Source organism: Delftia sp. PX-1 (assembly GCF_055797465.1).
In genome coordinates this window covers 1,430,473-1,456,043 of record NZ_CP184763.1, presented here as the reverse complement: position 1 = coordinate 1,456,043, position 25,571 = coordinate 1,430,473, and the positions used below count along the sequence as shown (strand labels likewise).

At 66.0% G+C, this 25,571-nt stretch carries 20 protein-coding genes; 4 read left to right on the top strand and 16 right to left on the bottom strand.

What is annotated here, in order from left to right; translation table 11 throughout:
* Positions 1-53 precede the first annotated feature (53 nt).
* A complete protein-coding gene (locus ACN20X_RS06715) occupies positions 54-1,946 on the top strand; it encodes a S9 family peptidase (protein WP_473210805.1) in 1,893 nt (630 codons plus the stop codon).
* 52 nt (positions 1,947-1,998) lie between these two features.
* On the opposite strand, the gene ACN20X_RS06710 is transcribed toward ACN20X_RS06715, so the two are convergent.
* Positions 1,999-3,825 carry an ABCB family ABC transporter ATP-binding protein/permease gene (locus tag ACN20X_RS06710; protein WP_312840008.1) on the bottom strand — a complete coding sequence of 609 codons (1,827 nt, stop codon included), beginning with the start codon at positions 3,823-3,825 and terminating at the stop codon, positions 1,999-2,001.
* A gap of 41 nt (positions 3,826-3,866) precedes the next feature.
* Between ACN20X_RS06710 and ACN20X_RS06705 the strand changes: the two genes are divergently transcribed.
* Positions 3,867-4,343, top strand: coding sequence for an acyl-CoA thioesterase (locus tag ACN20X_RS06705; RefSeq protein WP_012203278.1), 477 nt, complete (start codon positions 3,867-3,869; stop codon positions 4,341-4,343).
* Positions 4,344-4,414: 71 nt separating this feature from the next.
* Here the strand turns inward: ACN20X_RS06705 and ACN20X_RS06700 are convergent, their stop codons facing one another.
* On the bottom strand, positions 4,415-5,080 hold the full coding sequence (locus ACN20X_RS06700; protein WP_016446423.1) for a bactofilin family protein: 666 nt from the start codon (positions 5,078-5,080) through the stop codon (positions 4,415-4,417).
* Between the two features lie 218 nt (positions 5,081-5,298).
* Between ACN20X_RS06700 and ACN20X_RS06695 the strand changes: the two genes are divergently transcribed.
* Both ACN20X_RS06695 and ACN20X_RS06690 read left to right on the top strand, forming a co-directional pair.
* Positions 5,299-5,766 carry a MarR family winged helix-turn-helix transcriptional regulator gene (locus ACN20X_RS06695; RefSeq protein ID WP_043789930.1) on the top strand — a complete coding sequence of 156 codons (468 nt, stop codon included), beginning with the start codon at positions 5,299-5,301 and terminating at the stop codon, positions 5,764-5,766.
* On the top strand, positions 5,763-7,142 hold the full coding sequence (locus tag ACN20X_RS06690; RefSeq protein ID WP_133072464.1) for an MATE family efflux transporter: 1,380 nt from the start codon (positions 5,763-5,765) through the stop codon (positions 7,140-7,142). Before ACN20X_RS06695 ends, ACN20X_RS06690 begins: the two co-directional genes overlap by 4 nt.
* A gap of 40 nt (positions 7,143-7,182) precedes the next feature.
* Here ACN20X_RS06690 and ACN20X_RS06685 read toward each other — a convergent pair whose 3' ends face one another.
* The 14 genes from ACN20X_RS06685 to ACN20X_RS06620 all read right to left on the bottom strand — a co-directional run bounded on the left by ACN20X_RS06685 (position 7,183) and on the right by ACN20X_RS06620 (position 25,553).
* Complete coding sequence (locus tag ACN20X_RS06685) at positions 7,183-7,674, bottom strand: thioesterase family protein (protein WP_034365063.1); 492 nt, start codon at positions 7,672-7,674, stop codon at positions 7,183-7,185.
* The gene (locus ACN20X_RS06680; RefSeq protein WP_013804194.1) at positions 7,668-8,462 is read right to left on the bottom strand and encodes an enoyl-CoA hydratase; all 795 of its coding nucleotides are present in this window, start codon (positions 8,460-8,462) and stop codon (positions 7,668-7,670) included. The genes ACN20X_RS06685 and ACN20X_RS06680 overlap by 7 nt, the downstream gene beginning before the upstream one ends.
* A gap of 16 nt (positions 8,463-8,478) precedes the next feature.
* The gene (locus ACN20X_RS06675) at positions 8,479-9,309 is read right to left on the bottom strand and encodes an acyl-CoA thioesterase (RefSeq protein WP_016446427.1); all 831 of its coding nucleotides are present in this window, start codon (positions 9,307-9,309) and stop codon (positions 8,479-8,481) included.
* Between the two features lie 37 nt (positions 9,310-9,346).
* Entirely contained in the window at positions 9,347-10,249 is a 903-nt protein-coding gene (locus ACN20X_RS06670) for an alpha/beta hydrolase family protein (protein WP_473210383.1), read from the bottom strand.
* Between the two features lie 104 nt (positions 10,250-10,353).
* The gene (locus ACN20X_RS06665; protein ID WP_017405913.1) at positions 10,354-11,550 is read right to left on the bottom strand and encodes an acetyl-CoA C-acyltransferase; all 1,197 of its coding nucleotides are present in this window, start codon (positions 11,548-11,550) and stop codon (positions 10,354-10,356) included.
* A gap of 154 nt (positions 11,551-11,704) precedes the next feature.
* A complete protein-coding gene (locus ACN20X_RS06660; protein WP_012203269.1) occupies positions 11,705-14,107 on the bottom strand; it encodes a 3-hydroxyacyl-CoA dehydrogenase/enoyl-CoA hydratase family protein in 2,403 nt (800 codons plus the stop codon).
* A 54-nt stretch (positions 14,108-14,161) separates the two neighbouring features.
* The gene (locus tag ACN20X_RS06655; RefSeq protein ID WP_016446431.1) at positions 14,162-14,602 is read right to left on the bottom strand and encodes a DUF2147 domain-containing protein; all 441 of its coding nucleotides are present in this window, start codon (positions 14,600-14,602) and stop codon (positions 14,162-14,164) included.
* A gap of 80 nt (positions 14,603-14,682) precedes the next feature.
* Positions 14,683-16,488, bottom strand: a complete 1,806-nt coding sequence (locus ACN20X_RS06650) for an acyl-CoA dehydrogenase C-terminal domain-containing protein (protein WP_017405915.1) — start codon at positions 16,486-16,488, stop codon at positions 14,683-14,685.
* A 62-nt stretch (positions 16,489-16,550) separates the two neighbouring features.
* Entirely contained in the window at positions 16,551-17,258 is a 708-nt protein-coding gene (locus tag ACN20X_RS06645; RefSeq protein ID WP_016446433.1) for a TetR/AcrR family transcriptional regulator, read from the bottom strand.
* Between the two features lie 149 nt (positions 17,259-17,407).
* Positions 17,408-17,950 (bottom strand): hypothetical protein, encoded by a 543-nt coding sequence (locus ACN20X_RS06640; RefSeq protein WP_016446434.1) that lies wholly within the window; start codon positions 17,948-17,950, stop codon positions 17,408-17,410.
* Positions 17,947-19,047: a hypothetical protein gene (locus tag ACN20X_RS06635; protein WP_016446435.1), complete on the bottom strand. Its 1,101-nt coding sequence runs from the start codon at positions 19,045-19,047 to the stop codon at positions 17,947-17,949. Before ACN20X_RS06635 ends, ACN20X_RS06640 begins: the two co-directional genes overlap by 4 nt.
* Positions 19,047-19,748 (bottom strand): hypothetical protein, encoded by a 702-nt coding sequence (locus tag ACN20X_RS06630; RefSeq protein WP_016446436.1) that lies wholly within the window; start codon positions 19,746-19,748, stop codon positions 19,047-19,049. Before ACN20X_RS06630 ends, ACN20X_RS06635 begins: the two co-directional genes overlap by 1 nt.
* Positions 19,726-20,667 carry a hypothetical protein gene (locus ACN20X_RS06625; protein ID WP_016451810.1) on the bottom strand — a complete coding sequence of 314 codons (942 nt, stop codon included), beginning with the start codon at positions 20,665-20,667 and terminating at the stop codon, positions 19,726-19,728. The genes ACN20X_RS06630 and ACN20X_RS06625 overlap by 23 nt, the downstream gene beginning before the upstream one ends.
* A complete protein-coding gene (locus ACN20X_RS06620) occupies positions 20,664-25,553 on the bottom strand; it encodes a tape measure protein (RefSeq protein WP_016451811.1) in 4,890 nt (1,629 codons plus the stop codon). Before ACN20X_RS06620 ends, ACN20X_RS06625 begins: the two co-directional genes overlap by 4 nt.
* Positions 25,554-25,571: the final 18 nt, after the last annotated feature.

The window sequence follows — 25,571 nt, the reverse complement described above, 5'->3', positions numbered from 1 at the left end:
TGCCGCTGCAACCCAGGAGGTCACCCTTGCCGACGTTTTCCCGACACCCCGCCATGGCCGCCCACATCCTCAACCTGGCACGGGATGCCAGCGCCGATGCGCAGGCTCCGCAGGCCTATCCGATCAAGGACTTCTTCCGCAATCCGGAACGCGGCTTCTTCCGCCTGGCCGATGACGGAAGCATGCTGGGCTTCATGCAGCCCGTCAGCGTGGACGGCCATCCGGCGCGCATGAACATTCATGTGCAGGCGCTGGACGGCAGCGCACCCGCGGGCGAGGTGCGCCGGCTCACCGGCGAGACCGAGCGCGACATCAGCAACTTCTTCTGGAAGGGCCCGGATGTAGTGCTCTACCAGAAGGACTTCGGCGGCGACGAGAACTTCCATGTGCTGGCAGTCAACGCGCGCAGCGGCGAAGCCACCGACCTGACGCCCTGGGAAGGCGTGCGCGCCAGCATCGAGGACGACCTGGAAGACGACCCCGACCATGTGCTGATCAGCCACAACCGGCGCGATGCCGAGGTCTTCGACGTGTACCGCGTGAACGTGCACACGGGGGCGGCGCAACTGGTGGCGCAGAACCCCGGCAACATCGTCGGCTGGCAGACCGACCACGCAGGCCGCGTGCGGGCCGCCGTGGCCAGCGACGGCCTGAACAGCGCCCTGCTCTACCGCGACGACGAGGCCGGCGAGTTCCAGCCCCTGATCACCACCGACTACCGCACCAGCGTCAGCCCGGCCTTCTTCACCTTCGATGACCGCAGGCTCTACGCCCTGTCCAACCGGGGCCGCGACAAGCTGGCCCTGGTGGTCATCGACCCGGCCAGGCCCGACGAGGAAGAGGAAATCTTCGTGCCCGAAGAAGTCGATCTGGGCGCGGCCGCCTATTCGCGCAAGCGCCGCGTCCTGACCCTGGCCGCCTACCAGACCGACAAGCCGCAGTACCGCTTCTTCGATGCCGAGACCGAAGCCCTGTACGGCCGGCTGGCCGCGCAGTTGCCCGGCTACGACTTCGCCATCCAGGGCGCCAACCGCGCCGAGGACAAGTTCATCGTCGCCGCCTTCAACGACCGCACGCCGGGCGCGCGCTACATCTACGACGCGGCCGCCGACGCGCTGACCAAGCTGGCCGACATCAACCCGGCCATCCCCGAGTCCGCCATGTCGCGCGTGCAGCCCGTCAGCTACACCAGCCGCGACGGCCTGACCATCCACGGCTACCTGACCCTGCCGGCCGGCCGCGAGCCCAGGAACCTGGCCTGCATCATCAACCCGCACGGCGGCCCCTGGGCCCGCGACGGCTGGGGCTACAACCCCGAGGTGCAGTTCCTCGCCAACCGGGGGTTCTGCGTGCTGCAGGTGAACTTCCGGGGCTCCACGGGCTATGGCCGCGGGTTCTGGGAAGCGGGATTCGGCCAGTGGGGCCTGAAGATGCAGGACGACATCACGGACGGCGTGCACTGGCTGATCGACCAGGGCATTGCCGACCCTGCGCGCATCGGCATCTACGGCGGCAGTTATGGCGGCTATGCCACGCTGGCCGGCGTGGCCTTCACGCCCGACCTGTATGCGGCGGCCGTGGACTATGTGGGCGTGTCCAACCTGTTCACCTTCATGAAGACTATTCCGCCTTACTGGAAGCCGCTGCTGGACCAGATGCACGCCATGGTGGGCGATCCCGAGCGCGACAGGGAGCGCCTGGCCGCCACCTCGCCGGCCCTGCATGTGGACCGCATCAAGGCCCCGCTGTTCATCGCCCAGGGCGCGCGCGATCCGCGCGTGAACAAGGACGAGAGCGACCAGGTGGTGAAGGCGCTGCGCGAGCGCGGCGTCGAGGTGCAGTACATGGTCAAGGACAACGAGGGCCACGGCTTTCACAACGACGAGAACAAGTTCGAGTTCTACGAGGCCATGGAGCAGTTCCTGGTCACGCACCTCAAGCCCTGAAGCCGTCCAGGCGCCCGGCCACCCGGCCGCCCGGTCCCTCGGCCGCCCCGCGCTACAGCACGGCGGGCTCCCCGCTTTGCTGCAGCGCCCACATGTCCGCATAGCGCCCGCCCGCCGCGACCAGCTGGGCGTGGGTGCCGCGCTCGACGATGCGGCCCGCCTCCATGACCAGGATCTCGTGCGCATCGACCACGGTGGACAGGCGGTGGGCAATCACCAGCGCCGTCTTGTTGCGCGCGGCGCTTTGCAGCTCGGCCTGGATGGCGCGCTCGTTGGCCGAGTCCAGCGCCGACGTCGCCTCGTCGAAGATCAGGATGGGCGGGTCCTTGAGCAGGGTGCGCGCAATCGCCACCCGCTGCTTTTCGCCGCCCGACAGCTTCAGGCCGCGTTCGCCCACGCGCGTGGCATAGCCCTGGGGCGTGGCCTCGATGAAGTCGTGGATGCGCGCGGCGCGCGCGGCCGCCACCACCTGCTCGCGGCTGGCGCCAGGGCGGCCGTAGGCGATGTTGTATTCCACCGTGTCGTTGAACAGCACCGTGTCCTGCGGCACGATGCCCACGGCGCCGCGCACGCTGTCCTGGGTCAGCTCGCGCAGGTCGTGCCCGGCGATGCGCACATGGCCGGACTGCACGTCGTAGAAGCGGAAGATCAACCGCGCCAGCGTGCTCTTGCCCGAGCCCGAAGGGCCGACCACGGCCACGGTCTTGCCGGCGGGAATGGTGAAGCTCACGTCCTTGAGGATGGGCCGCTCGGGGTCATAGGCGAAGTCCACATGCTCGAAGCGCAGCTCGGGCGGTGCGCCATGGGTCTGCAGCGGCTGGGCGCCGGGCGCGTCGGCCACCTCGCGTTCCTTGTCCATGAGGGTGAACATGCGCTCCAGGTCGGTCAGGCTCTGCTTGATCTCGCGGTAGATCACGCCCAGAAAGCCCAGTGGAATGTAGAGCTGGATCATGAAGGCGTTGACCATGACCAGGTCGCCCAGCGACAGGCGGCCATCCACCACGCCCTGCGTGGCCCGCCAGAGGATGGCGACCAGGGCCGTGGCGATGATCAGCTGCTGCCCGCAGTTGAGCAGGCTCAGCGTGCTCTGGCTCTTGAGGCGAACGCGGCGCAGCGCCTCCAGGTTCTCGTCGTAGCGCCGCGCCTCGAAGCCCTCGTTGCCGAAGTACTTGACGGTCTCGTAGTTCAGCAGCGAGTCGATGGCCTTGGTGTGGGCCGCCGACTCCTGGGCATTGGCCTCGCGCCGAAAGCGCGTGCGCCACTCGGTCACCGTGACGGTGAACGTGATGTAGAACACCAGCGCCGCCAGCGTGATGACCGCGAACCAGATGTCGAAGCGCAGCGCCAGGATACCCAGCACCAGCGCCATCTCGATGAAGGTGGGCAGGATGCTGTAGAGCGAATACGAGATCAGCGACTCGGTGCTGCGCACGCCGCGCTCGATGTCGCGCGTCATGCCGCCGGTCTGGCGCTCCAGGTGAAAGCGCAGGCTCAGCGCATGCAGGTGCTCGAAGGTGGACAGCGCAATCGCCCGCGAGGCGCCCTGCGTGGCCTTGGCAAAGACCAGGTCGCGCAGCTCGGTGAACAGCGAGCTGGAAAAGCGCAGCAGCCCGTAGGCCAGCAACAGGGCCACGGGCACGACGAGCACCGCGCGGGCATCGCCGGCCTTCAGATCCAGCGCATCGACCAGGTGCTTGAGCAGCACCGGCACGCCCACGTTGGCGAGCTTGGCCCCGATCATGAAGCCCAGCGCCGCCAGCACGCGCCACTTGTATTGCCACAGGTAGGGCAGCAGGCGCCGCAGCGCGTTCCAGTCCCGCGACGGTGCCGGGGTTGGGACTAAGGGTAAATCCGTAGGGGAAGCGCTCTCGCGTCGCATGAAAGACAATTCTCGGTTGTTATATTGACCCGATTGTGCCCATGCCACCCCGCCCCGACCTCCCGCCCCATCCCTTGCCCGCAGACAAGGAGCTGGTTCTCAAGGTCATTCCCATGCCCGCCGATGTCAACGCCAATGGCGACATCTTCGGCGGCTGGGTCATGGCGCAGGTTGACTTGGCAGGTTCGGTGCTGCCCTCGCGCCTGGGCCAGAGCCGCATGGTCACCGTGGCCGTGAACGAGTTCATCTTCAAGCAGCCCGTGCGCGTGGGCGACATCCTGTCGTTCTACTCCAGCGTGCAGCGCGTGGGCCGCACCTCGGTCACGGTCGATGTCGAGGTCTATGCCGAGCGCTTTGCCGACCAGGGCCGCTTCGTCAAGGTGACCGAAGCCCTGCTGACCTACGTGGCCATCGACGGCCAGGGCAAGCCCCAGTCGCTGCCGGACAACGACCAGGTGCGTTCCTGGCGCGCAGCGGCCGAGCGCAATGCAGAACGCAAGCAGCAGCAGGCCGGCTGAACCCGCCCATCTGCAGCCATGAAAAAAGCGACCTTTGCAGGTCGCTTTTTCATTTCCGGCGCAGGGGTGGCTCAGGCCAGCGAGGGCGTGACGCGCGGCTGCAGCGAGGCGGCCGCGCTGGCCGCGGCCAGCGCAGCGGAGCTGCTGGCGGCGCTGTCGCTGGAGGCGGCCGACGAGGAAGACAGGCTGGAGGCGCTGGATGCCACAGCCGAACCCGACGAGGACGAGCGCGGCGAGGAGCCGGCCTCGATCTGGCCCGTGAGCTCGCCGCCCTCTTCGATCACCACCTTGCCGTAGCGGATCTTGCCGCTGACCTTGCCCGTGCCGTAGATGACCAGCTTCTCGCGCACGGTCAGCGTGCCGTCGAACACGCCATGGATCTCGGCGATGTCGATTTCGGCCGTGCCGTGGAAGGCACCCTGCTCGGCGATCTGGATCACGCGCGAGTCCATGGTGGCTTCCACCGTGCCTTCGACGACCAGCGTGTCGCAGTCGGTGATCTCCACGCCCTTGAGCTTGATATTGGGGCCTACGGTGAGCTTGCTGCCCTGGGAGTCCTGCGCCACGGCCGATGCCTGGCGCTGGGCGGTCGACGGACTTGTCACGCTGGAGCTGGGCGTGACGGCACCGGAGGGACTGCCGCCCGTACCGGTGGCGCCTATGCCGCTGCCCAGGGTGTTGCGGGAGGTGAAAGCATCGTTGTCGCGCTTGCCAAAGAACGGGTTCTGAACAGCCATGGGTGGGTCTCCTTCGGAAAAATCCGATGCTACGCACACGAACTGGCAACAAATGCCGGCATCTCGCAAGAAAAGTAACCAGATGGTTCTCCCGTTTCATGTGCTTGCAAGCCTTTCTCGATCACACACCGCGCATGCGCAGGTCGCGCAGCGGACATGCGCAAATCAATAGGTGCATCTACACTCATTTCCATTCCAGGCCACCTGCCCCACGCCCCATGACCTCCTCCACCTCAAGCGCCGCCAGTCCGGTCTGCACCTGCTTCATGGTGCGCAGCCTGTCGCGCAAGATCTCCCAGCTCTATGACGACACGCTCGCGCCCAGCGGCCTGCGCGGCACGCAGTTCAGCCTGCTGGTGCAGGCGCGCAATGCGCCCGACGGCCCGCCCACGGTCTCGGCCCTGGCCGAGCAGCTGCACACCGACCGCACGACGATGACGCGCAACCTGCGCACGCTGCAGCAGGCCGGCTTCATCGACCTGGTTCCCGGCGCGGATGCGCGCAGCCGCTGCGTGGTGGTCACGCCCGAAGGCCGCGCCCGCATCCGCGAGGCTGCCGCCCTGTGGCGCCAGGCCCAGCTGCGCGTGCGCGAGCTGTGCGGCAGCGAGCAGATCGGCGCGCTGGAAAGCCTGGTGCTGGGCATGCTGCCCGTGCTGGAAACCGCCACGCAGGAGAGCGCGGAATGAGCGCCGCCCTGTCCTCCGCAGCCCCTGGCGCTGCGGTCAGCGGGTCCGCGCATCCGTTGGTCAGTGGCCCCATCGCCTCCACCCTGATGCGCCTGGCCGTGCCCAACATGGTGGCGCTGAGCATGTCGGTGCTGGTCGCCGTGGCCGAGACCTACTACGTAGGGCAGCTGGGAACCGTGTCGCTGGCGGCCATGGCCCTGGTGTTTCCGCTGGCCATGCTCACGCAGATGATGAGCAACGGTGCCATGGGCAGCGGCGTGTCCTCGGCCATCAGCCGCGCGCTGGGTGCGGGCGACGGCGCGCGTGCCTCGGCACTGGCCCTGCACGCCATCGTGATCGGCACCATCGCAGGCCTGCTGTACTCGCTCATCTTCGTGCTCTGCGGCGCCACCTTCTACAGCTGGCTGGGCGGGCGCGGCGAGGTGCTGGCAGCGGCCACAGGCTTTGGCGCCGTGCTGTTCAGCGGCGCCATCCTGGTGTGGCTGTGCAATACGCTGGCCTCGGTGGTGCGGGGCACGGGCAATATGCGCATGCCGTCGGCCGTGATCTTTGCGGCCTCGCTGGTGCAGATCGCTGTCGGCGGCACGCTGGGGCTGGGCCTGGGACCCATGCCGCGCTGGGGCATGCCGGGCGTGGCCGTGGGCAACATCGTGGCCATGGCACTGGCCGTCGCAGTCTTCCTGGCCTATCTGCAATGGGGCCAGCAGCGCCTGCAACTGGACTGGCGCAGGCCCCGCCTGGCCTGGCCCATGTTCCGCGACATCCTGCGCGTGGGGGCCCTCGCCTGCCTGTCCCCCGTGCAAACGGCGCTGGCCGCGCTGCTGCTGACAGGCATGGTCGCCCGCCTGGGCCCGCTGGCACTGGCCGGCTACGGCATTGGCCAGCGGCTGGAGTTCCTGCTGATCCCCATGGCCTTCGGCGTCGGCATGGCCGCCGTGCCCATGGTGGGCATGGCCATGGGCGCCGGCCAGGTGGCGCGCGCGCGCCGCGTGGCCTGGTCGGGCGGCGCCATGGCAGCGGCCCTGCTGGGCGTGCTGGGGCTGGTGGTCATGGTCTGGCCGCAGCTGTGGTCGGGCATTTTCACCGGCGACCCGGCCGTGCGCGCCTACGCCGACCTCTACCTGCGCACCGTGGGCCCGGCCTTCGGGCTGTTCGGCCTGGGACTGGTGCTGTACTTCGCCTCCCTGGGCGCAGGCCGCGTCTGGGCGCCCGTGCTGGCCGGCACCGTGCGCCTGCTGATCGTGGTGGTGGGCGGCGGCTGGCTCATGTCCAGCGGCCTGGGCAGCGCCCAGTCGCTGTTCATCCTCGTGGCCGTGGCCATGGCCGCCTATGGCGCAGGCACGGCCTGGGCTGTGTGGCGCGCGCGCTGGGGGTGAAGAAACGCAAAAAGAAGGCCCGCAGTCAGCGGACCATGCTTCAAGAAACGATATACGCCGCCGTCCCCGTGGACAGCAAGCTGCCATCGGCCCCCAGGAATTCCATGCGCGTGTTGGCCACGCGCGAACCCAGCCGCAGCACCTCGGCGCGCAGGATGAATTCGCTGCCGATGCCGGGGCGCAGGTAGTCCACGCGCAGGTCGATGGTGCCCAGGCGCGAGAAGCGGTGCAGGCGCTGCAGCGGCGCGTCGTCCATGTGCTTGGCACCGATGGCGGCCATGACGGCCAGGCCGCCCATGGAGTCCAGGCCGGCGCTGATCACGCCGCCGTGGATGCGCTGGTAGGCCGCGTGGCCTATGAGCTCGGGCCGCATGGTGATGCGGCCTTCAACCCGCTCGGGCAGCACTTCGGTGATGCGCAGGCCCAGCACCTGGTTGAAGGCGATCTGGCGCTCGAACACCTCGCGCAGCCCGGCGATGAACTCGGGCTCGAACTGCACGGGCACCTCAGAGGCCTTCGTGGATTTCAGCACTGGCTGAAGTCCGGCTTGCGCTTCTCCATGAACGCGGTGAACGCCTCCTTGGCAGCAGGCCCGCCCATCAGCTTGCCGAAGCTCGCGCCCTCCTCGGCCATGCGCTCGCGCACCAGGCCGGACTGGCCGGCCTTCATGAGGCGCTTGGTCTCGATCAGGGCCGACAGCGGCTTGGCCGCCAGCTTCCTGGCCTGGGCCTGGGCCAGCGCATTGCATTCGCTGGGCGGCACGACGCGGTTGACCAGGCCCACTTCCAGGGCGGCCTCGGCCAGGAAGGGCTCGCCCAGCAGCAGGGCCTCGGCCGCGCGGTGGTAGCCGAGCATCTGGGGCAGCAGCAGGCTGGAGGCCGCTTCGGGGCACAGGCCCAGGTTCACGAAGGGCAGCGAGAAGGCCGCGTTGTCGCCCGCATAGACCAGGTCGCAGTGCAGCAGCAAGGTGGTGCCGATGCCCACGGCCGGGCCGCAGACGGCGGCGATCACGGGCTTGGGAAAGGCGGCGATGTTGTGCAGGAAGCGCCAGACGGGGCGCTGCTCGCCCTCCGGCCTGGCGGCGCCGCCGGCCGACTGCTTGAGGAAGTCGGCAATGTCGTTGCCCGCGCTGAAGATGGCCATGTCGCCCTGGAAGACCACGCAGCGCACGGCGGCGTCTTCGCCGGCCTGGGCCAGCGCATCGGCCATGCTGGCGTACATGGCCTCGGTGATGGAGTTCTTCTTGTCGGCGCGGTTGAAGGTGATGGTGCAGACACCGGCTTCGGTGTGCACGAGGATGTCCTGGGTGGTTTCGCTCATGATGGTCTTGCCTTGCTTATTCCTTGAAATACACGATCTGGTGGCTGCTCGCCAGCATCACGCCGGCCTCGCTCCACAGTTGGGCGCTCTGGTCGAAGAAGCCGTTGCGAAATTCCTGGCCGCGCGCCTGGGCCAGCAGGTGGCCCGTGCCTGCGGCGGCCAGTTCCTCGCGCCCCGCATGGAAGTAGACGGTGATGGACACCGTGCCCGCCGGGGTGCGCTGTGCGCGGCGCAGCCACACGCGCGGGAAGAATACGTCAGCCAGGCCGGCCAGCGCGCAAAAATCCAGTGCGCGCGGCGGCTCGTCGCGCACCCACAGGCGAGTGAGGCTGTCGGTCTCGCGGCCATCCCAGGTCTGGGGAATGATGCCGTCGAGAAAGCGCATGTCGTAGCGGTTGAGCCATTCCACGCCGCCCAGCGGCGGCACGCGCGGCACGGCGGCGGGCGACGGCACCTCGGGCATGGCCAGGTCGGTGCCGCCCCAGGTGCTGCGCCGCACGGCCGTGACGGCCGTGGCCGTGGTGACGACCTGGGCATCGCCATCCTGGTCGGGCTGGGTGATGGTCAGCAGCCAGTGCTGGGTGGAGCGGTTGGTGCGAACGGGGCGGGCCTCGATGTCGAAGCGCCCCGCGCCCAGCGCGGCCGCGTAGTTGACGGTGATGGACAGCGGATCGCCCAGGCACAGCGGATGCTGCTGGATGGCCCGCACCAGCGCGGCGGCGGTGATGCCGCCGTACGGGCCCACCATGTTCCAGTAGTCCTGCGTGGTCTGGCCCTGGTAGTGGCCCACGGCGCCGGTGGGCGTGAGCGCCACGGCCTGGTCGAGAGGATGGATGTCTGTGCTCATGGCAAACGAGTGTGATGGCAAGCGGGGCCCGCGTCCGTCAAGCCGGCGACTCTGCGGGTGAGGGAAAGCGCGGGTGGGCCGCGGCGGCCGGCGCCTTGGTCCAGCCCGAGAACACGTCCACGGCCCGGCCCCAGAGCGCGTCGCGCATATCGGCGCGGAAGAAGCCGAAATGCCCTATGCGCCGCAACTGCAGGGCCTTGGGTTCGATGCGCTCGATGCGGCTGGGGGCATTGGCGTAGAGCGCGAACAGGTGCTCGGTGCCGCGCCAGGTCATGAGTTCGTCGTCGCTCATGGACAGCGCCATCACCGGAAAGCGCACGGCGGCGTAGCTGCGCGCGGCGGCCTCGCCCTCAGCACCCACGCTGTAGCGCGGATTCAGGCACCAGCGGCGCCACTGCAGCATGACGCCGGCCGGCAGGTCGCCCACCTTGCGCAGGCGCCTGCCCGGAAAGTAGCCGCACAGGCGCGTGGCCACGGGCACCAGCACATGCCAGAAATAGGGAACCAGGCGCTTGAGGCGGGGCGCATTGTCGCGCCAGTAGCCGCTGCCGGCCGCAATGCTCAAAAGGCCGTCCACCAGCTGCGGGGAGCGCAGCAGGCCCGGCAGCTGGGCGCCCAGGCTGTGGCCGATCAGGAACAGCGGCTGGCCCGGCAGCTGCGCCTTGGCATGGGCGATGACCGCCTCGTAGTCGCGCGCCCAGTCGCACAGGTCGGCACGCACCTGGCGCAAAGAGCCTTGCAGGGAATCGCCATGGCCCCGGTAGTCAAAGCTGGTCACCCGATAGCCCTGGCCCGCAAGCCAGGTGGCAAAGGCCTCGTAGAAGGCCTGGCGCACCCCCATGGCCCCGCCGATGACCACGCTGGCGCGTGGCGGGCCAGCGGGCGTGTAGACGCGCAGCGCCAGCGTGGCGCCGTCGCTGCTGAGTTGGTGTTGTTCCATGGCTGTCTCCTGGTCGGTGCCGTTTCTGTGCCGGCTCGCATGGATGGGAAAAAATGGGATGAGCGAAAAAGACAAAGCCCCGCGAACGGGGCCTTGAGCACCGGTCAGACCCGCTCGAAGATGCCGGCGGCGCCCTGGCCCATTCCGACGCACATCGTCACCATGCCGTAGCGCAATTGCTTGCGGCGCAGCGCATGCACCACGGTGGCCGAGCGGATGGCGCCTGTGGCACCCAGCGGGTGGCCCAGGGCGATGGCGCCGCCCATGGGATTGACCTTGGCGGGGTCCAGCCCCAGCGTGTTGACCACGGCCAGCGACTGGGCGGCAAAGGCTTCGTTGAGCTCGAACCAGTCGATGTCGTCCTGCTTGAGGCCCGCATAGCGCAGCGCGGCCGGGATGGCTTCGATGGGGCCGATGCCCATGATGGCCGGCGGCACGCCCTTGCTGGCATAGCTCACGAAGCGCGCCAGCGGCGTGAGGCCGAAGCGCTGCACGGCGGCGCCGCTGGCCAGGATCAGCGCGCCTGCGCCATCGCTGGTCTGCGAGCTGTTGCCGGCCGTCACCGAGCCGCGCGCCGCGAACACGGTGCGCAGCTTGCCCAAGCCTTCCAGGCTGGTGTCGGGGCGTGCGCCCTCGTCCAGCTCCACGGTGCGCGTGCGCACCACGGGTTCGCCCTTGGCCAGGTCCAGGCTCCGGTCAGTGACCTCGATGGGCGTGATCTCGTCCTTGAACTCGCCGGCCTGCTGCGCGGCCAGGGCACGGCGGTGCGACTCCAGCGCAAAGGCGTCCTGCGCATCGCGCGAGACCTTCCACTGCTGGGCCACCTTCTCGGCCGTCAGGCCCATGCCATAGGCAATGCCCACGTCGCCATCGCGCTCGAAGATGGACGGCGACAGCGAGGGCGCGTTGCCCATCATGGGCACCATGCTCATGCTCTCGACGCCGGCCGCGATCATCACGTCGGCCTCGCCCACGCGGATGCGGTCCGCCGCCATGGCCACGGCCGACAGGCCCGAGGCGCAGAAGCGGTTCACGGTAATGCCACCCACGCTGGTGGGCAGGCCCGCCAGCACGGCGCTGATGCGCGCCACGTTCAGGCCCTGCTGGGCCTCGGGGATGGCGCAGCCGCAGATGATGTCCTCGATGGCAGCCGGGTCCAGCCCCGGCACCTGGGCCAGCGCGGCCTTCAGCGTGGTCGCCAGCAGGTCGTCGGGACGGTAGTTGCGGAAAAAGCCCTTGTGCGACTTGCCGATGGGCGTGCGCGTGGCGGCGACGATGTAGGCGTCTTGGATTTGTTTCATGGAGATTGCTCCTAGATCTCAGTTATTCGCGGCCCGCAACGCACGCATGTCCCAAGTCAGGGACAGCAAGCAAGGGCCTAAGCTGGCCGCGCCGCCCCGCCGCGAGGCTGTAGTCCCCCTGGGGGAAGGCGCGAAGCGACTCAGGGGGGACATATCAATTCCGGACGGGCTTGCCGGTGTTCAGCATTCCGAGAATGCGTTCATGGGTCTTCGGATGGCCGATCAGGTGGCAGAACGCCTTGCGTTCGAGCTTCATCAGATAGGCCTCGTCCACCAGGGTGCCCGCATCCACGTCGCCGCCGCAGACCACGTTGGCGATCAGGCTGGCCACATGCTGGTCGAACTCGCTGATGAAGCCGCCGTCACGCATGTTGACCAGCGAGCCCTTGATGGTGGCCACGCCGCTGCGTCCCGCCACGGGGAAGCTGCGCGGCAGCGGCGCGCGCCAGCCGCCTGCGGCCATGGACTTGGCCTCGTTGATGGCGACGAAGAGCAGCTCGTCCTTGTGCGGCACGATGAGGTCGCTGTCCAGCAGGTAGCCCAGCTTGCGCGACTCGATGGCACTGGTGCCCACCTTGGCCATGGCCGCGGCCGTGAAGCCTTCGGTCAGGAAGGGCAGCAGGTCCTTGCCCGTGCTGGTGGCGGCGTTCTCTGCCGCGCGGCGCGCTATGTAGGTCAGGCCGCCCGCGCCGGGCACCAGGCCCACGCCGACTTCCACCAGGCCGATGTAGCTTTCCATATGCGCCACGCGGCGCGCGCTGTAGACGGCCAGCTCGCAGCCGCCGCCCAGCGCCATGCCATGGATGGCCGCAACCACGGGCACCTGGGCGTAGCGGATGCGCAGCATCAGGTTTTGCAGCTCCTGCTCCACGCTTTCGATGGCGTCGGCGCCGCCGATCACGAAGGCCGGCATGGTGGCTTCCAGGTCGGCGCCCACGCTGAACGGCGCATCGCCCGACCAGATGACCATGCCCTGGAAGTCGGTCTCGGCCACGTCCACGGCCTCCATCAGCGCTTCCATGACTTCGGGGCTGATGGCGTGCATCTTGTTCTTGATGCTGGCGATCAGGATCTGGCCGTCCAGCGTCCAGGTGCGCAGCGCCTTAGATTCGGCGATCGTGGTACCTGCCGTCTTCCAGTCGGGCAGGCTGTCTTCGCCCAGCAGCTTCTCGGGGAAGATCTGGCGCTCGTAGACGGGCAGCACGCGGCGGGGCACGAACTGGCCCTTGGCAGGGCTCCACGAGCCCTGCGCCGTGTGCACGCCGCCGGCCTCGGCCACCGGGCCTTCGAAGACCCACTTGGGCAGAGGTGCCTTGCTCAATGCCTTGCCGGCATCGATGTCCTCCTGGACCATCTTCGCCACTTCCAGCCAGCCGGCTTCCTGCCACAGCTCGAACGGGCCCTGCTTCATGCCGAAGCCCCAGCGCATGGCCTGGTCCACGTCGCGTGCGGACTCCGCAATGCTCTCCAGGTGGATGGCCGCGTAGTGGAAGCTGTTGCGCAGGATGGCCCACAGGAAGCGGCCCTGCGCCCCCTCGGCATTGCGCAGCAGCTTCAGGCGCTCGGCAGCAGGCTTCTTGAGCATGCGGCCATAGACCTCGTCGGCCTTGCCGCCTGCGGGCACATAGTCCTCGCTGTCCAGCTCGAACTGCAGGATGTCGCGGCCGACCTTCTTGTAGAAGCCCTTCTTCGCCTTCTGGCCGAGGTTGCCCAGCTCGATCAGCTTGGCCAGCACGGGCGGCGTGCCGAAGCTGCCGTAGAAGGGATCGGTCTCGGCGCTGAGGTTGTCCTGCAGCGTCTTGATCACATGGGCCATGGTGTCCAGGCCCACCACGTCGGCCGTGCGGAAGGTACCGCTGGATGCGCGGCCCAGCTTCTTGCCGGTGAGGTCATCGACCACGTCGAAGGTCAGTCCGAAGTTCTCGACCTCCTTCATGGTGGCCAGCATGCCGGCGATGCCGATGCGGTTGGCGATGAAGTTGGGCGTGTCCTTGGCGCGCACCACGCCCTTGCCCAGGCCGCTGGTGACGAAGGCTTCGAGCTGGTCCAGCACCACGGGCTGCGTGGTCGGCGTGGCGATCAGCTCCACCAGCGGCATGTAGCGCGGCGGGTTGAAGAAGTGGATGCCGCAAAAGCGCGGCTTGATCGCGTCGGGCAGCGCCTCGGACAGCTTGGTGATGGACAGGCCCGAGGTGTTGGACGCCACGATGGCGTGCTTGGCCACATGGGGCGCGATCTTGGTGTACAGATCGAGCTTCCAGTCCATGCGCTCGGCAATGGCCTCGATGATCAGGTCGCAGCCCTTGAGCAGCTTGAGGTGCTCCTCGTAGTTGGCGGGCTGGATCAGGTCCGCGTCCTCGGCCACGCCGATGGGCGAAGGCTTGAGCTTCTTGAGGTTGGCGATGGCGCGCTCGGCGATGCCGCTTTTCGGGCCTTCCTTGGCAGGCAGGTCGAACAGCACCACGGGCACCTTGACATTGACCAGATGGGCCGCGATCTGCGCACCCATCACGCCAGCGCCGAGCACGGCGACTTTCTTCACATTGAATCGGGACATGGATGTTCCACAAGTGGGAGGGAGGTGGCCGCTGCGGCCGCCTTCCGGAATGGTTTACTGCACGCGCACCCAGGTCTGGGTGCGGCCAAAGGGGCCGATGGAGCCGCGCACCTCGAGCTTGGCGCCGCCCTCGATGGGCGTCAGGCGCAGGGTGTAGGTCTTGCCGTTTTCGGGGTCGAGGATCTTGCCGCCTTCCCAGACGTCCTTGCCCTCGGCCTTCTTGGCGCCGCGGATGATCTCCAGCCCCTTGAGCGGCTGGCCCTTGCGGTCGTCAGAACACTCGGTGCAGGTGGCGGCCGGATCGGCGCCCTTGCGCAGGATCTGCTCGATGCGGCCCGTGACCACGCCATCGTTCTCGGCCACGCGGATCTCGGACTTGGCTTCGCCGCTCTTGTCGTCCACGCTCTTCCACAGGCCCACGGGCGTCATCTGCGCCTGCGCCGCGACGGCCGTGAGGCCCAGCACCATTGCTGCCAGTGCTTGATATGCCTTCATTTCAAACCCCTTTCGCCTAGAAAGGCGCACAGACCACGCTGATGCGCACAGCCCGTGCTCCCATGTTGGAGTGAAGCCGTTCAGGCCAGCGCTGCGTCCGTGTCCATCAGGGACTTGCTGCCCGCGCGGGCCGTGCGCATCAGCGTCGCGGTCTCGGGGAACAGCTTGGCGAAGTAGAAACGCGCGGTCTGCAGCTTGGCCTGGTAGAACGGGTCGGTGTTGCCCTTGGCGATTTCACGCAGCGCCACCTGGGCCATGCGGGCGAAGAAGTAGCCGAACACCAGGTGGCCCGCCACACGCAGGTAGTCCACAGAGGCGGCACCCACCTCGTCGGGGTTTTGCATGCCCTTGAAGCCGATCTCGGTGGTGAACTTGGTCATCTGGTCGCCCAGGTAGGCGATGGGATTGATGAACTCGGCCATCTTCTCGTTGACGCCCTCTTCCTCCACCAGTTGCGCCACCAGCTTGCCGAACTTCTTGAGCGATGCGCCCTGGTTGCCCAGCACCTTGCGGCCCAGCAGGTCCAGCGCCTGGATGCCGTTCGTGCCTTCATAGATCATGTTGATGCGCGCATCGCGCACGAACTGCTCCATGCCCCATTCGGTGATGAAGCCATGGCCGCCATAGACCTGCTGGCTCATGGTGGTGGCCGTCCAGCCGTTGTCGGTGATGAAGGCCTTGACGATGGGCGTCAGCAGCGCCACCAGCTCGGCGCTGTCCTTGCGCACCTTTTCGTCGGGGTGGTTGAACTCCTTGTCGATCAGGAAGGCGCAATAGGTCACCAGCGCGCGGCCGCCTTCGGCATAGGCCTTGGCCGTCAGCAGCATGCGGCGCACGTCGGGGTGGACGATGATGGGGTCGGCCGGCTTGTCCTTGGCCTTGGTGCCCGACAGGCTGCGCATCTGCAGGCGGTCCTTGGCATAGGCCAGGGCGTTCTGGTAGGCCACCTCGGTCAGGCCCAGCGACTGGTTGCCCACGCCCAGGCGGGCGGCATTCATCATCACGAACATGGCCTGCAGGCCCTTGTTCGGCTGGCCCACCAGGGTGCCGATGGCGCCGTCGATATTGATCTGAGCCGTGGCATTGCCATGGATGCCCATCTTGTGCTCCAGTGCGCCGCAGAAGATGGGGTTGCGCTCGCCCAGCGAGCCATCGGCCTTGACCACGAACTTGGGCACCACGAACAGGCTGATGCCCTTGGAGCCCGGGGGCGCATCGGGCAGGCGGGCCAGCACCAGGTGGACGATGTTCTCTGTGAAATCGTGCTCGCCAGCGCTGATGAAGATCTTGTTGCCGGTGATTTTGTAGGTGCCCTCGGGCGCGCCGGCCACGGGCTCGGCCTTGGTGCGCAGCAGTCCCAGGTCGGTGCCGCAATGGGGCTCGGTCAGGCACATGGTGCCGGTCCACTCGCCGCTGGTCAGCTTGGGCAGGTACAGCTTCTTTTGCTCTTCCGTGCCATGCACATGCAGGGCCTCGTAGGCGCCGTGCGACAGCCCGGGGTACATGGTCCAGGCCTGGTTGGCGCTGTTGAGCATCTCGTACAGCGCCGAGTTCACCGCAAAGGGCAGGCCCTGGCCGCCATAGGCCGTGTCGCAGGACAGCGAAGGCCAGCCGCCTTCCACGTACTTCTGGTAGGCCTCCTTGAAGCCCTTGGGCGTGGTGACCTCGTGGGTTTCCTTGTTCAGCACGCAGCCCTCGGCATCGCCGCTGATGTTCAGCGGAAACGTCACATTGGCCGCGAACTTGCCCGCCTCTTCCAGCACGGCGTTGATGGTGTCGGCATCGACCTCGGCATGCGCCGTCATCTGCCGGTAGTCATCCGTGACCTTGAACACCTCGTGCATGAGGAATTGCATGTCGCGCAGGGGCGGGTTGTAGCTGGGCATTTGTCTTCTCCTGTGTTGGCGGGGTTTGCAGTGGATGCGGTGAAAACGGTGAAACTGAAAAATCAGGTCGGGCTGGCGTAGCGCGCCAGAATGCTCTCGAAGCCGTCGATGGCGCGCTGCATGGAGCCTTCGTTGCGCAGGAAGCGCGCCTCGTAATGCAGGGCCAGGATCAGGCCGTGGATCTCGAACAGCAGCTGGTTCTCGTCCAGGTCGGCACGCAGGTCGCCGCATTCGCGGCACTGCACGATGGTGCGGCGCATGGCTGCGTGCCAGGTCTGGACCGAAGCCGTCAGCGCATCGCGCACCGGCCCCGTGCGGTCGTCGAACTCCACGGCGCCGCTGATATAGATGCAGCCCGAGTCCAGCTCGATGGAGGTGCGCTTCATCCAGTTGTCGAACAGCGCCCGCAGACGCGCCACGCCGCGCGGTGCCTGAAGCGCCGGGAAGAACACTTCCTGCTCGAAACGGTCGTGGTATTCATGCACCACGGAAATCTGCAGCTCCTCGCGCGAGCCAAAATGCGCGAACACGCCCGACTTGCTCATGCCCGTCAGCTCGGCCAGAGCGCCTATGGACAGGCCCTCAAGCCCGATGTGCGTGGCCAGGTTCAGGGCAGCCTCCACAATGGTGGCCTTGGTCTGCTGACCCTTGTGCAGCGCGCGGCGCGGCGCGGGCGCAGCCGCTTCGTGCACGGAAGAGCCGGCCTTGGGATCGGCATTGGAGTTGGTCGGAGAGCGAGCGGTGCGGCGTGGGGCGGAAACGCTGGACATGCGAAATTCTTGTTAAAACGAACGTTCGTGCTATTTTGCATGGAAAGCTTGTCGCGGCGAAGACATGCGGGGGAAAACACCTAGCTTGTGGGCAGGCGCAAAAAAGCCGGCAGGTGCCGGCTTGGTTGGTTGTCACGCCTCAGAGCAAGTCATGCCTCCACGGCAAATACCTTGATGCCCTTGAAGCGCATGTGGCGTTCGGGAGGAAGGTCGGAATTGACCATGGCTTCGGTCACTTCCCAGACCCGACTGTCTTCGAAGTGGACAGAGAAACGGATGAAGCCCTTGGCCATGGAGGCCAGCACCACGCGCTCGCGGCCATCGCGCGACCGGATGGGCAGTCGAAAGCTGTCATCCTTGGCCAACACCTGCGCGCCTGCCCGCAGCTCGGCAGAGAAGGCCAGCGTGGCGCCTACCGGCACCGTCGCATCGGTAAAGTCGGGAGTATGTACAAAGTCCTCCTTGTCGGCCGCGATGCCGGTGATGACGATCTCCGGCATCGCGGGTTCGGGCACCGGCTCGGGCGGGGCCTCATAAGGCAGTTCGACCCAGGCCAGGCCCGTGAAGTTGCTGCGCGGGCGGCCCGGTGCGTCGTGGGTCTGCATGTTGTCAGGCGGCAGCGTGGTCGTGCGCTCGCTGGGCGACGTGGCCATGCCCACATACCAACCCCACAGGTCATATTCGTAATTCATGCGGCCCCCTGTTCGTAGTAGAACTCACGGTCGTTGTCGACGTCGGATAGCAGTCCCATGCCTTGGGTCCCGAGAAACAAGCCCTTACCAGGCTCCAGGGCAAAGATGGGGGTTGTCACATCGACTACCCCTGTTCGAGGGACGAATGCTGGGGGGAACAAGCGCCAGTTCGCCCCAGCGTCGTATGAGGCCACAAGGCGTAAGCGGCTCGCATTGGCGTTGTCAAGCGTCACGGCCCGCGCATAGATCACGCCGTCCAGCACGATTGCGCTCGTGATGCTCTGGACATCTTCTCCATCAAGCAGGGGCAGCAGTTGGACCTTCAGGTCGAAGTTGTGCCCATCTTCGGACGTTGCCGTCCACATCCGCTTCCCCACCGCACCAAACAGCACGAACTTTGTGCCGACCGCAATGCCCTGATTGAGCGCGGCCGATGCTGCTGATACCGTGTTGCGCAGCGCGTTGAACCCGGTGGAGCTGATGAACGAGGCCCCGGAGTCTGACACTGCAGCGTTGATCCAGGAGGGGCCTGCTCCAGACAATGCCAGATAAGCAGACCCGTTGAAAAGGAATTTATGCCATGGGTCTCCCGAAGGCATGGGCGTGTTCAGCCAGGTATCTGTCCCTGCGACGGACCTGTAGCAGTAGGAGAGGCCGGTCGACGTCTGCTGACCAAAAAAGAACCCACCGGCCCGGCTGATCGCGGCCACGGCTTGAGCGCCAGCGGGCGCCGTGAACGACACATCATTCGTGCTCGCGCGCAGGCCGTATTGCGGTCCATCGACATAGCTGACGACGATGGTGCCGTTGTGCTGTGCCAAGCCCTGGATCGTCCCGGTCGTCACAAACCTGGACGTGATGGTGCGCAGGTCCGGTGTCGTGTAGAGCGTCGTGGCAGTGGCGACGGCATACACGCGGCCGTTCCACACTGCTCGAGTTGGAACCCCTAACGAAAAATTCGGCAGGAAGCCCTGGTGCGCCTTGAACATGTTTTCCACGCGCACACTGGCTGCAGGCAGCTTGCGCTCCTCGCCGCTCCAGATGCGCCGGCGCATGAGCGCAGCCGGTTGGCCATACAAGGTATTGAACGAAAGCATCAGATCCACCCCAGGGTTGCGGTTTGTGTAAAGGTGCGGTCGGCGAAGCGCGAATCCAGCACCAAGTCGTCCTCGATGCCGGAGAACTTGCCGCCGTTGCGGCGCAGCACGGGCGTCAGGGCGTTGGAGCGGTTGGTGACGCGCAACTGGTCCTGAGGCGCGGCGCCTGCAGGCATCAGGCACACGCACAGGGGATGCGTGACCAGATAGTGCATGCCGACGATGAGCTGGTGCGGCCCAGCTGAGGTCAGATCCTGCTGCGGCATCGACATGGGAGAGCCTGACAGCCGCCAGCCGGCAGGGTCCTGTGCGGGGTCAATGGCGCTGGCTGAGAGCCCCACTTGTACACGCCGATAGGTCAGCAGCGAGATAGGCGACCAGACTGCATCGCCCTGGGCATAGTTGCCCGGCTCCCAGCGCTGCGCCCCGGCGACCAAGGCGGCGTTCTGTGCGCTAGTGGCCGAAGCTGCGGCGGCAGCCTGGGCGGCGTTCTTATTGGCTTCAACTGTCTGCAGTGCCTGGACTAGTTCCGCAAGAAAGGTCTTCAGCCAACCGGCCAGACCCGCTGTCCAGCTTCTGAAGCCGGAAAGCCAATTCAGGTAGACATCAGTCTTGACGTCGAATACATCCTGCGGGTCGGTTCGTCGGTTGGGTATCGACACTCCTTCATCCGGTGGATCAGGTGGTTGCGTGAAGTTCATCGTCTTCCAGTCCTTCAATGGTTAGGTTGCAATCGGAGAAGCCATGGGCCACCAGTACCTGGTCGAAGCCCGTGATGTAGCCATACGTGGTGAGCACGCTGTAGCCTCGCGCACCTATCCATACGACCGGCCTGGCGCGGTACGCCAAGATTTCGTTGCGCACGCGCTCGTACTGCGTGCCGTGAACGAGTACCTGCAGCTTCAGGCGATCGCTGTATGCGCCGGGCTCGGCTACCCAGCCCCCCCAGTCGTCGCGCTTCTTGAGGCTCCAGTCGTCAAAACTGATGGAGGGTCGCCACTGTGTGTTGCCCAGCCACACGGCACGACCGATGACTGCCTCCGCACAGCGCGCCTTGGCCCCACGGTTGCTGATGCGAATCGTGATGGTGGCCTGGGTGTATGCCGGCAGACCCGTAAGGGAGAACTTGTGTTCGCGAGCGATGGGGGCGAAGAAATAGTTCCAGTGGGAGTTGCCCGACGGCTTGAGCATGAGTTGCGCGCCACTGTCGAATACGTCGCCATCGACGGGATCGCGCATCAGCACTTGGACCGTGTGAGCCTGAATACCCAGCAGCTCGATATCCGTCACGATGCAACCTGGCTTGATCTGCACCTCAATCAGGTCGTCAGCCTCCGTGTAGGAACCCAGACTTGCATCGAACATGCGCAAGCGGTTTTCCACACCGCGCCGTTGCCATTTCCCTTCGGACGTTGCTGGAGCATTGCCCGTATTGCCTGCGACCAGGGATCGCCAAATGAGTCCTGTGACGTCAATGATCTCGTCACCCAGGGCATACGTCTTGTTGACCATCCAGGGCGCCAGTTCACTGGGTGCAACGTTTGTTGTCATATTGGAAAGCGTGACGGCGATGGGAGGCAGAAAGCCCATGCCTTTCGTGAATGCGCCATTCGTGCTCATGCTGCGACCCTCCGCTTGATACCCAACGCATCGGCCTTGCGTGCCAAGCCCTCCATGCTGTGCAACAGCACAATTTGCTGACGGCCTATGTCAAAGATCAACTGATGCAATGCCTGGATCTGCCTGGATGTTTCACCGCCCCCCATTCCGGCGAACAGTTGCTGGGTTCTCTGTGCGCTGTAGATGCGCGATGGGCCGGTGAATTCCAGCTCAGGCCCCAATTCGCCGACCATGCGCACGCCTCCGGCGTGATCGCCACCTCGCGCGAATCGGGGGATTCCCATCTGGTCTAGAACAGCATTCACGTCGCCCAGCGCATAGCCTCCCAGATTCGCGATATCTTTTGCCGTCCCGCCAGCCGCCTTGATATCTCGCACCAAGCCTGCGACATCCCCAGTCCCCTCGTACCTGCGATAGGTCTCAGCGATGCGCTTTGCCCGATCAGCGCCTGAACCATCTCCACCGCCAGGGCCGAAGCCGCTTTCGCTCTTGCCGTCAGCCCCGTCCAGATCGCCTGCGCTGCCATGGCCTACACTCTCCTTGAGCAGTGCCGCGCGGAATTCCGCCCATGCGAGATCGGACGACAGCAGCCGCGTGTCGATGCCACGCGCTATGTCCAGCGCCTCCTTCTCGGTCTTGAGCAGCCGGTCCAACGCATCGACCTGGCTTTTTTCCTGCTCCAGAATCAATTCATCGGCAGACAGCTGCTCGCCCGCCGCGTCATGCAGCACTTCGAGCTTGTTGGCCAGGATCAACTGCGCGGCCTCATAGTCCAGGCGCGAGCGGAAGTTGCCCGAGGAAATACCGCCGCGCGCAGCCGAGACGGCCTCGCCGATGTCAGCCGATTCGGGCAGATAGCCCGTGCGCCGGTACGCAGCCAGTGCCTGGTCAATGACCTCGTTGGCTCTGGCCAAGGCCATGGCCTGGGTGCTCTCGATCTGGCCGCGCAGTTCGACGACATGCCCGCGCAAGGTGTCCATGAGGGCGCGCTCGGTATCCACGCGCTCCTGCGCGACATCGATGCGTGCCTGTATGGCCGAGCGCTCCGCATCGACGGAACGCTGCAGCAGGCTCCACGCCGCATCCGTATCGGCCTCGTTCTTCTTCTTCGCCTCCTGCGCTTGCTCCTCCTGCTTGCGCTTGGCTTCCTCGGCCTGTTTGGCCGAAGCCGCCGCAGCATCCTCGGATGTCTTGGTAACGGCCTTGAACGTGTCGTTGAGCTTGAGCAGCTCGGCAGCGGTCTCGGCCGAAGATTTGCCGGTGCCGCCGATATTGCCGATCAGCTTGTCCATACCGGCAGTGAAGTCGTCCAGCGACGTGCTGGTGTTCGCCAGGTTCTCGAGATCGGCCGCGAGTTTTCCGATATCGCCCGAACCTTCTCCCAGGGTGGTGCTGGCCCAGTCCTTGAAGGCGCCAGTCTTGGCCATGTCCTTGAGGCCTTGCGTGCCCTGGACCTTCGAGATGGCGTCCTTCAATACCTTGGCGTTCGCCTCCTCGGAGTTGGCTGCCTTGAGCTTGTCCTCCACCAGCGTGCGGAACCGGGCCTGGGCGTCATCGGCGTCCAGGTCGATGTCCACGCCCAAGTCCTTGAGCTTGCTGCCCATCTCGCGCTTAGCGATGGTCTTGCGCTCGTCCTCGCTGTAGAAGTTCTGGTAGAAGCTGCCGGCGTTGGCATTCAGCGCCTCGATGCCGCCCGAAGCCTTGATCAGGGACTCGAAGGCCAGGTCGGTCAGGTCGGCAAAGCCCGTGATCTTCTTGCCCAGTTCCTCGAAGGAGCGGCCGATCAGGTCGATGGTCTGGAAGGCTGCCTGCAACGCCTCGACATTGGGTGCTTCGCCCAGCGAGTCCAGCGTGGTGCGCATCCAGCTGGGCAGGTCCGCCTTCTTGAGTTCGGACACCAGCAGGGAACCGGTCTGGCCCAGGAAGGCCTTGTAGGCCTCTTCCGGGTTGTTGCCCAGCGAGCGGTTCTCGAAGCCGGCCAGGATCATGCCGGTCGTCTTGTCGATGATCTTGGCGTAGCCGTAGGCGTCCTCGTCGGTGTACTTTCCGTTGGCGGCAAAGCCGCCCACCAAGTCGATGTCGCGCACTCCGCCCGTGGCGTACTTGCCCAGGGATCCGTAGACCAGGGCCAGTCCGTCCAGACTGGTCTTGAGCTGCTTTTCGATGCCATCGCTGTGGCGGCGTGTCAGATCGTCGTACCAGTCGCCTGCCGCGCGGCCGAACAGCTGCTCGGCCGCCTTGTCATTGCCAATGCCGGCCGTGCTGTAGGCCGCGCCGCCATGGTTGGCGCCGCGGGAGCCGAAGGCCTTGTCGAGCGCTCCACCTAGGAAGCTGCCGATCATCGAGCCGATGCCCGGAAGGATCCAGGTTCCCACCGCCTGACCCACAGCGGCTCCGTACTGTCCTTGGGACAGGCTGTACAGGCTTCCCAGGTAACCGGCAGCAGAGCCAATCCCTCCCTGGAAACCGGGAATGTCTTTCAGCCAGGTGTCGAACCGGCCCACGGTCTTGCCCAGGTCCTGCAGTGCTTCACCGGCCATGTTCCAGCCATTGGACATGAGCTTGAGTGCGGATTCATTCAGGTACTTCTGCGCCGAGGTGCCCCAGGTGGACCAGTCCGTCAATCCACCGCCCAGGCCCAGGCCCGTGCCCTGCGCATCACCAGCGCCCGCTGTTCCCGGAGCACCGCCTTGACCGAGGAAGTTGCCGACGAACCCCCTGAGCTGAGCGAAGACAGGCACGAGAAAAGGCCGCGCAAACGCCTTGTACATCTCATCGGCCACAGAGGCCTTGAACGTCGCACTCAGGCTCTTGGTGAAGGTACGCCAGCCTTCGGTGCCGTTGGCCAGCATGTCCGTGAAGCCCTTGCGGAACATCTCGTCCATCTGGTCGACCGATTTCTGGGTCTCCTGCATGCGGACACGTTCGGCAACATTGGCCTTGGCCTGGTTGGCTGCGGCCGTGGCGTCGTCCTTGAGTTTCTGGGCGCCAGCCGCATCATCCGGATTCTTGGCCGAGATGTCTTCGAGCTTTTTCTTGAGCTCGATCGCGACCTGGTACTGCTCCAGCGCGATCTTGCGGTCGCGTTCCGACATGGCTGCCAGAGACTGCTCGAACTGCACCGCCTCACTGGCCGCCTTCACGCTTTTGGTGTACTCGTCCACCTTGCTGGCAGACTCGTTGTAGCCCTTGACCCGGGCGAGTTCGCGCGTGGCCTCGGCCTCTTTGCCAACGGCCTCGGCGACCTCCCTGGAGCAGCGGACACTCTCTTGCCCGGCCGCGTTGTCTTCCATCTCCGCGATGGTCTTCTCGACCTGCTCCTGGCGCAGTTGTCCCAACGCCTCACCGGTCAGGCCAATCGCGCGCGTTTCCTGCCGGGCGAGGTCCAGGTTCTTTTCAGCCAGTTCGGCCTTGGCCTGGTGTTCCTTGACGAGTTGCGCCACCTCCTGCTGCCTTTTCTGCAGTTCCTGATCGCGCTTGAGCTCCTCATTGTCCTGCTGCGTTCTGGCTGGCACGGCCGGTGGTGCGTAGCTGACGGTGCGGGGTACCGCAGGCGGCTCTTTCTTCTGCGCAGGCGCGTCGGTTTTCTTGCTTTGCTCCTGCGGCTGTGGCTGTCGCACCAGCGGCGGATTGATGAACCCACGGCCGCCGCCTGCATTGCGCTGACCCTGTGCCGCCATCAATTCGCGCTGCACCTGCTGCAATTTTTCGACCAAGCGCTGGGCATCGTCATGGGCCGTGCGCACCCATACATTGCGCGATGTGGCTGCCCCCTTGGCCTGCAGCATCTCCAACTCAGCCCTGGCGCGCGGAAGCTCCTTGGCCAGATAGGCTGCCTTTTCCGCATTCGACTGGAAGGCCGTGCTGACATATTGCAAGCCCACCGCGCGCCCGGCTATGTTGCCCAGGCCGCTGCTGATCTGGCCCAGGAAGCCCGACCCGTTGTCACGCGCCCGCGACATGGACTCCGAAAAGGCGTTCATGTCGTTGGCCGCTGCATTCATGCCAAAGGAGATCATCTGGCTGATGCCGGAATCTCCCACGGCGGACTTGAGCTTGTCCCAGGCGTTGGCCATGCGTTGGGTGCCGGCATCCAGCCTGTCCGCCGCCTTGTCCGTCCCCTCTCCCAGGGAGCTTTGCAGCGCCTGCGAGAAACGGGGCAGAAAGTCCTGCGTCACGACCTCGCCGGTCTGCAGCATCTGGGAGAACCGCTCCTGTGTCACACCCAGGGCCTGAGCGCCGACCAGCGCCGCCTCCGGGATATGTCCCAGTTTCTCGCTGAAGTCCGACGCGCCTATCGTCCCCTTGCCCATCAGGTCGAGTACGGCTGCCAACGAGGCATTGCCCTGCTCCACGGAAAGGCCCATGGCCGCGTTGGCCGAGGCAATCCCCGTGAAGATGGTCTGCACCTGCGCGCCCTCCAGCGCCGTACCTCGCGCCTTGGTGGCGAAGTCGGCGTAGGCCTGGCCGGTGGCATTGAGCTGCAGGCCCAGCCGATCGGCCAGGGCCGTGACATAGGCCAGTTCCTGCGCGCCCTTGCCGCCGGTGGCAAGGTCCAACCGTGTACGCAGATTCTCTGTCTGGGCACTGGCCGTGTAGAGCGCCTCTCCCACCTTGGCCGCCGAACCCGCCACTTCCAGCATGGCATTGGCGCGGCCTGCAATCTTGCCCATGGAAGTAGACAGGCTCTCGATATCGACGCTGGCACGCGCCGACACAAGCGCCGTGTCCGTTGAGGCACCTGCGAACTGCGACATGCCGGCATACGCCTGCTGCAGCTTGCCGTGGAGTTTGTCGAGCTCCTGGGAGAACTGGGCATTCTGCGCACGCAGCTCGCTCAGGCTGGGCGTCTGGGCGATGCCTATGCTTTTGACCGCTGTACTCATGCTGATCTCTGTTCGGTA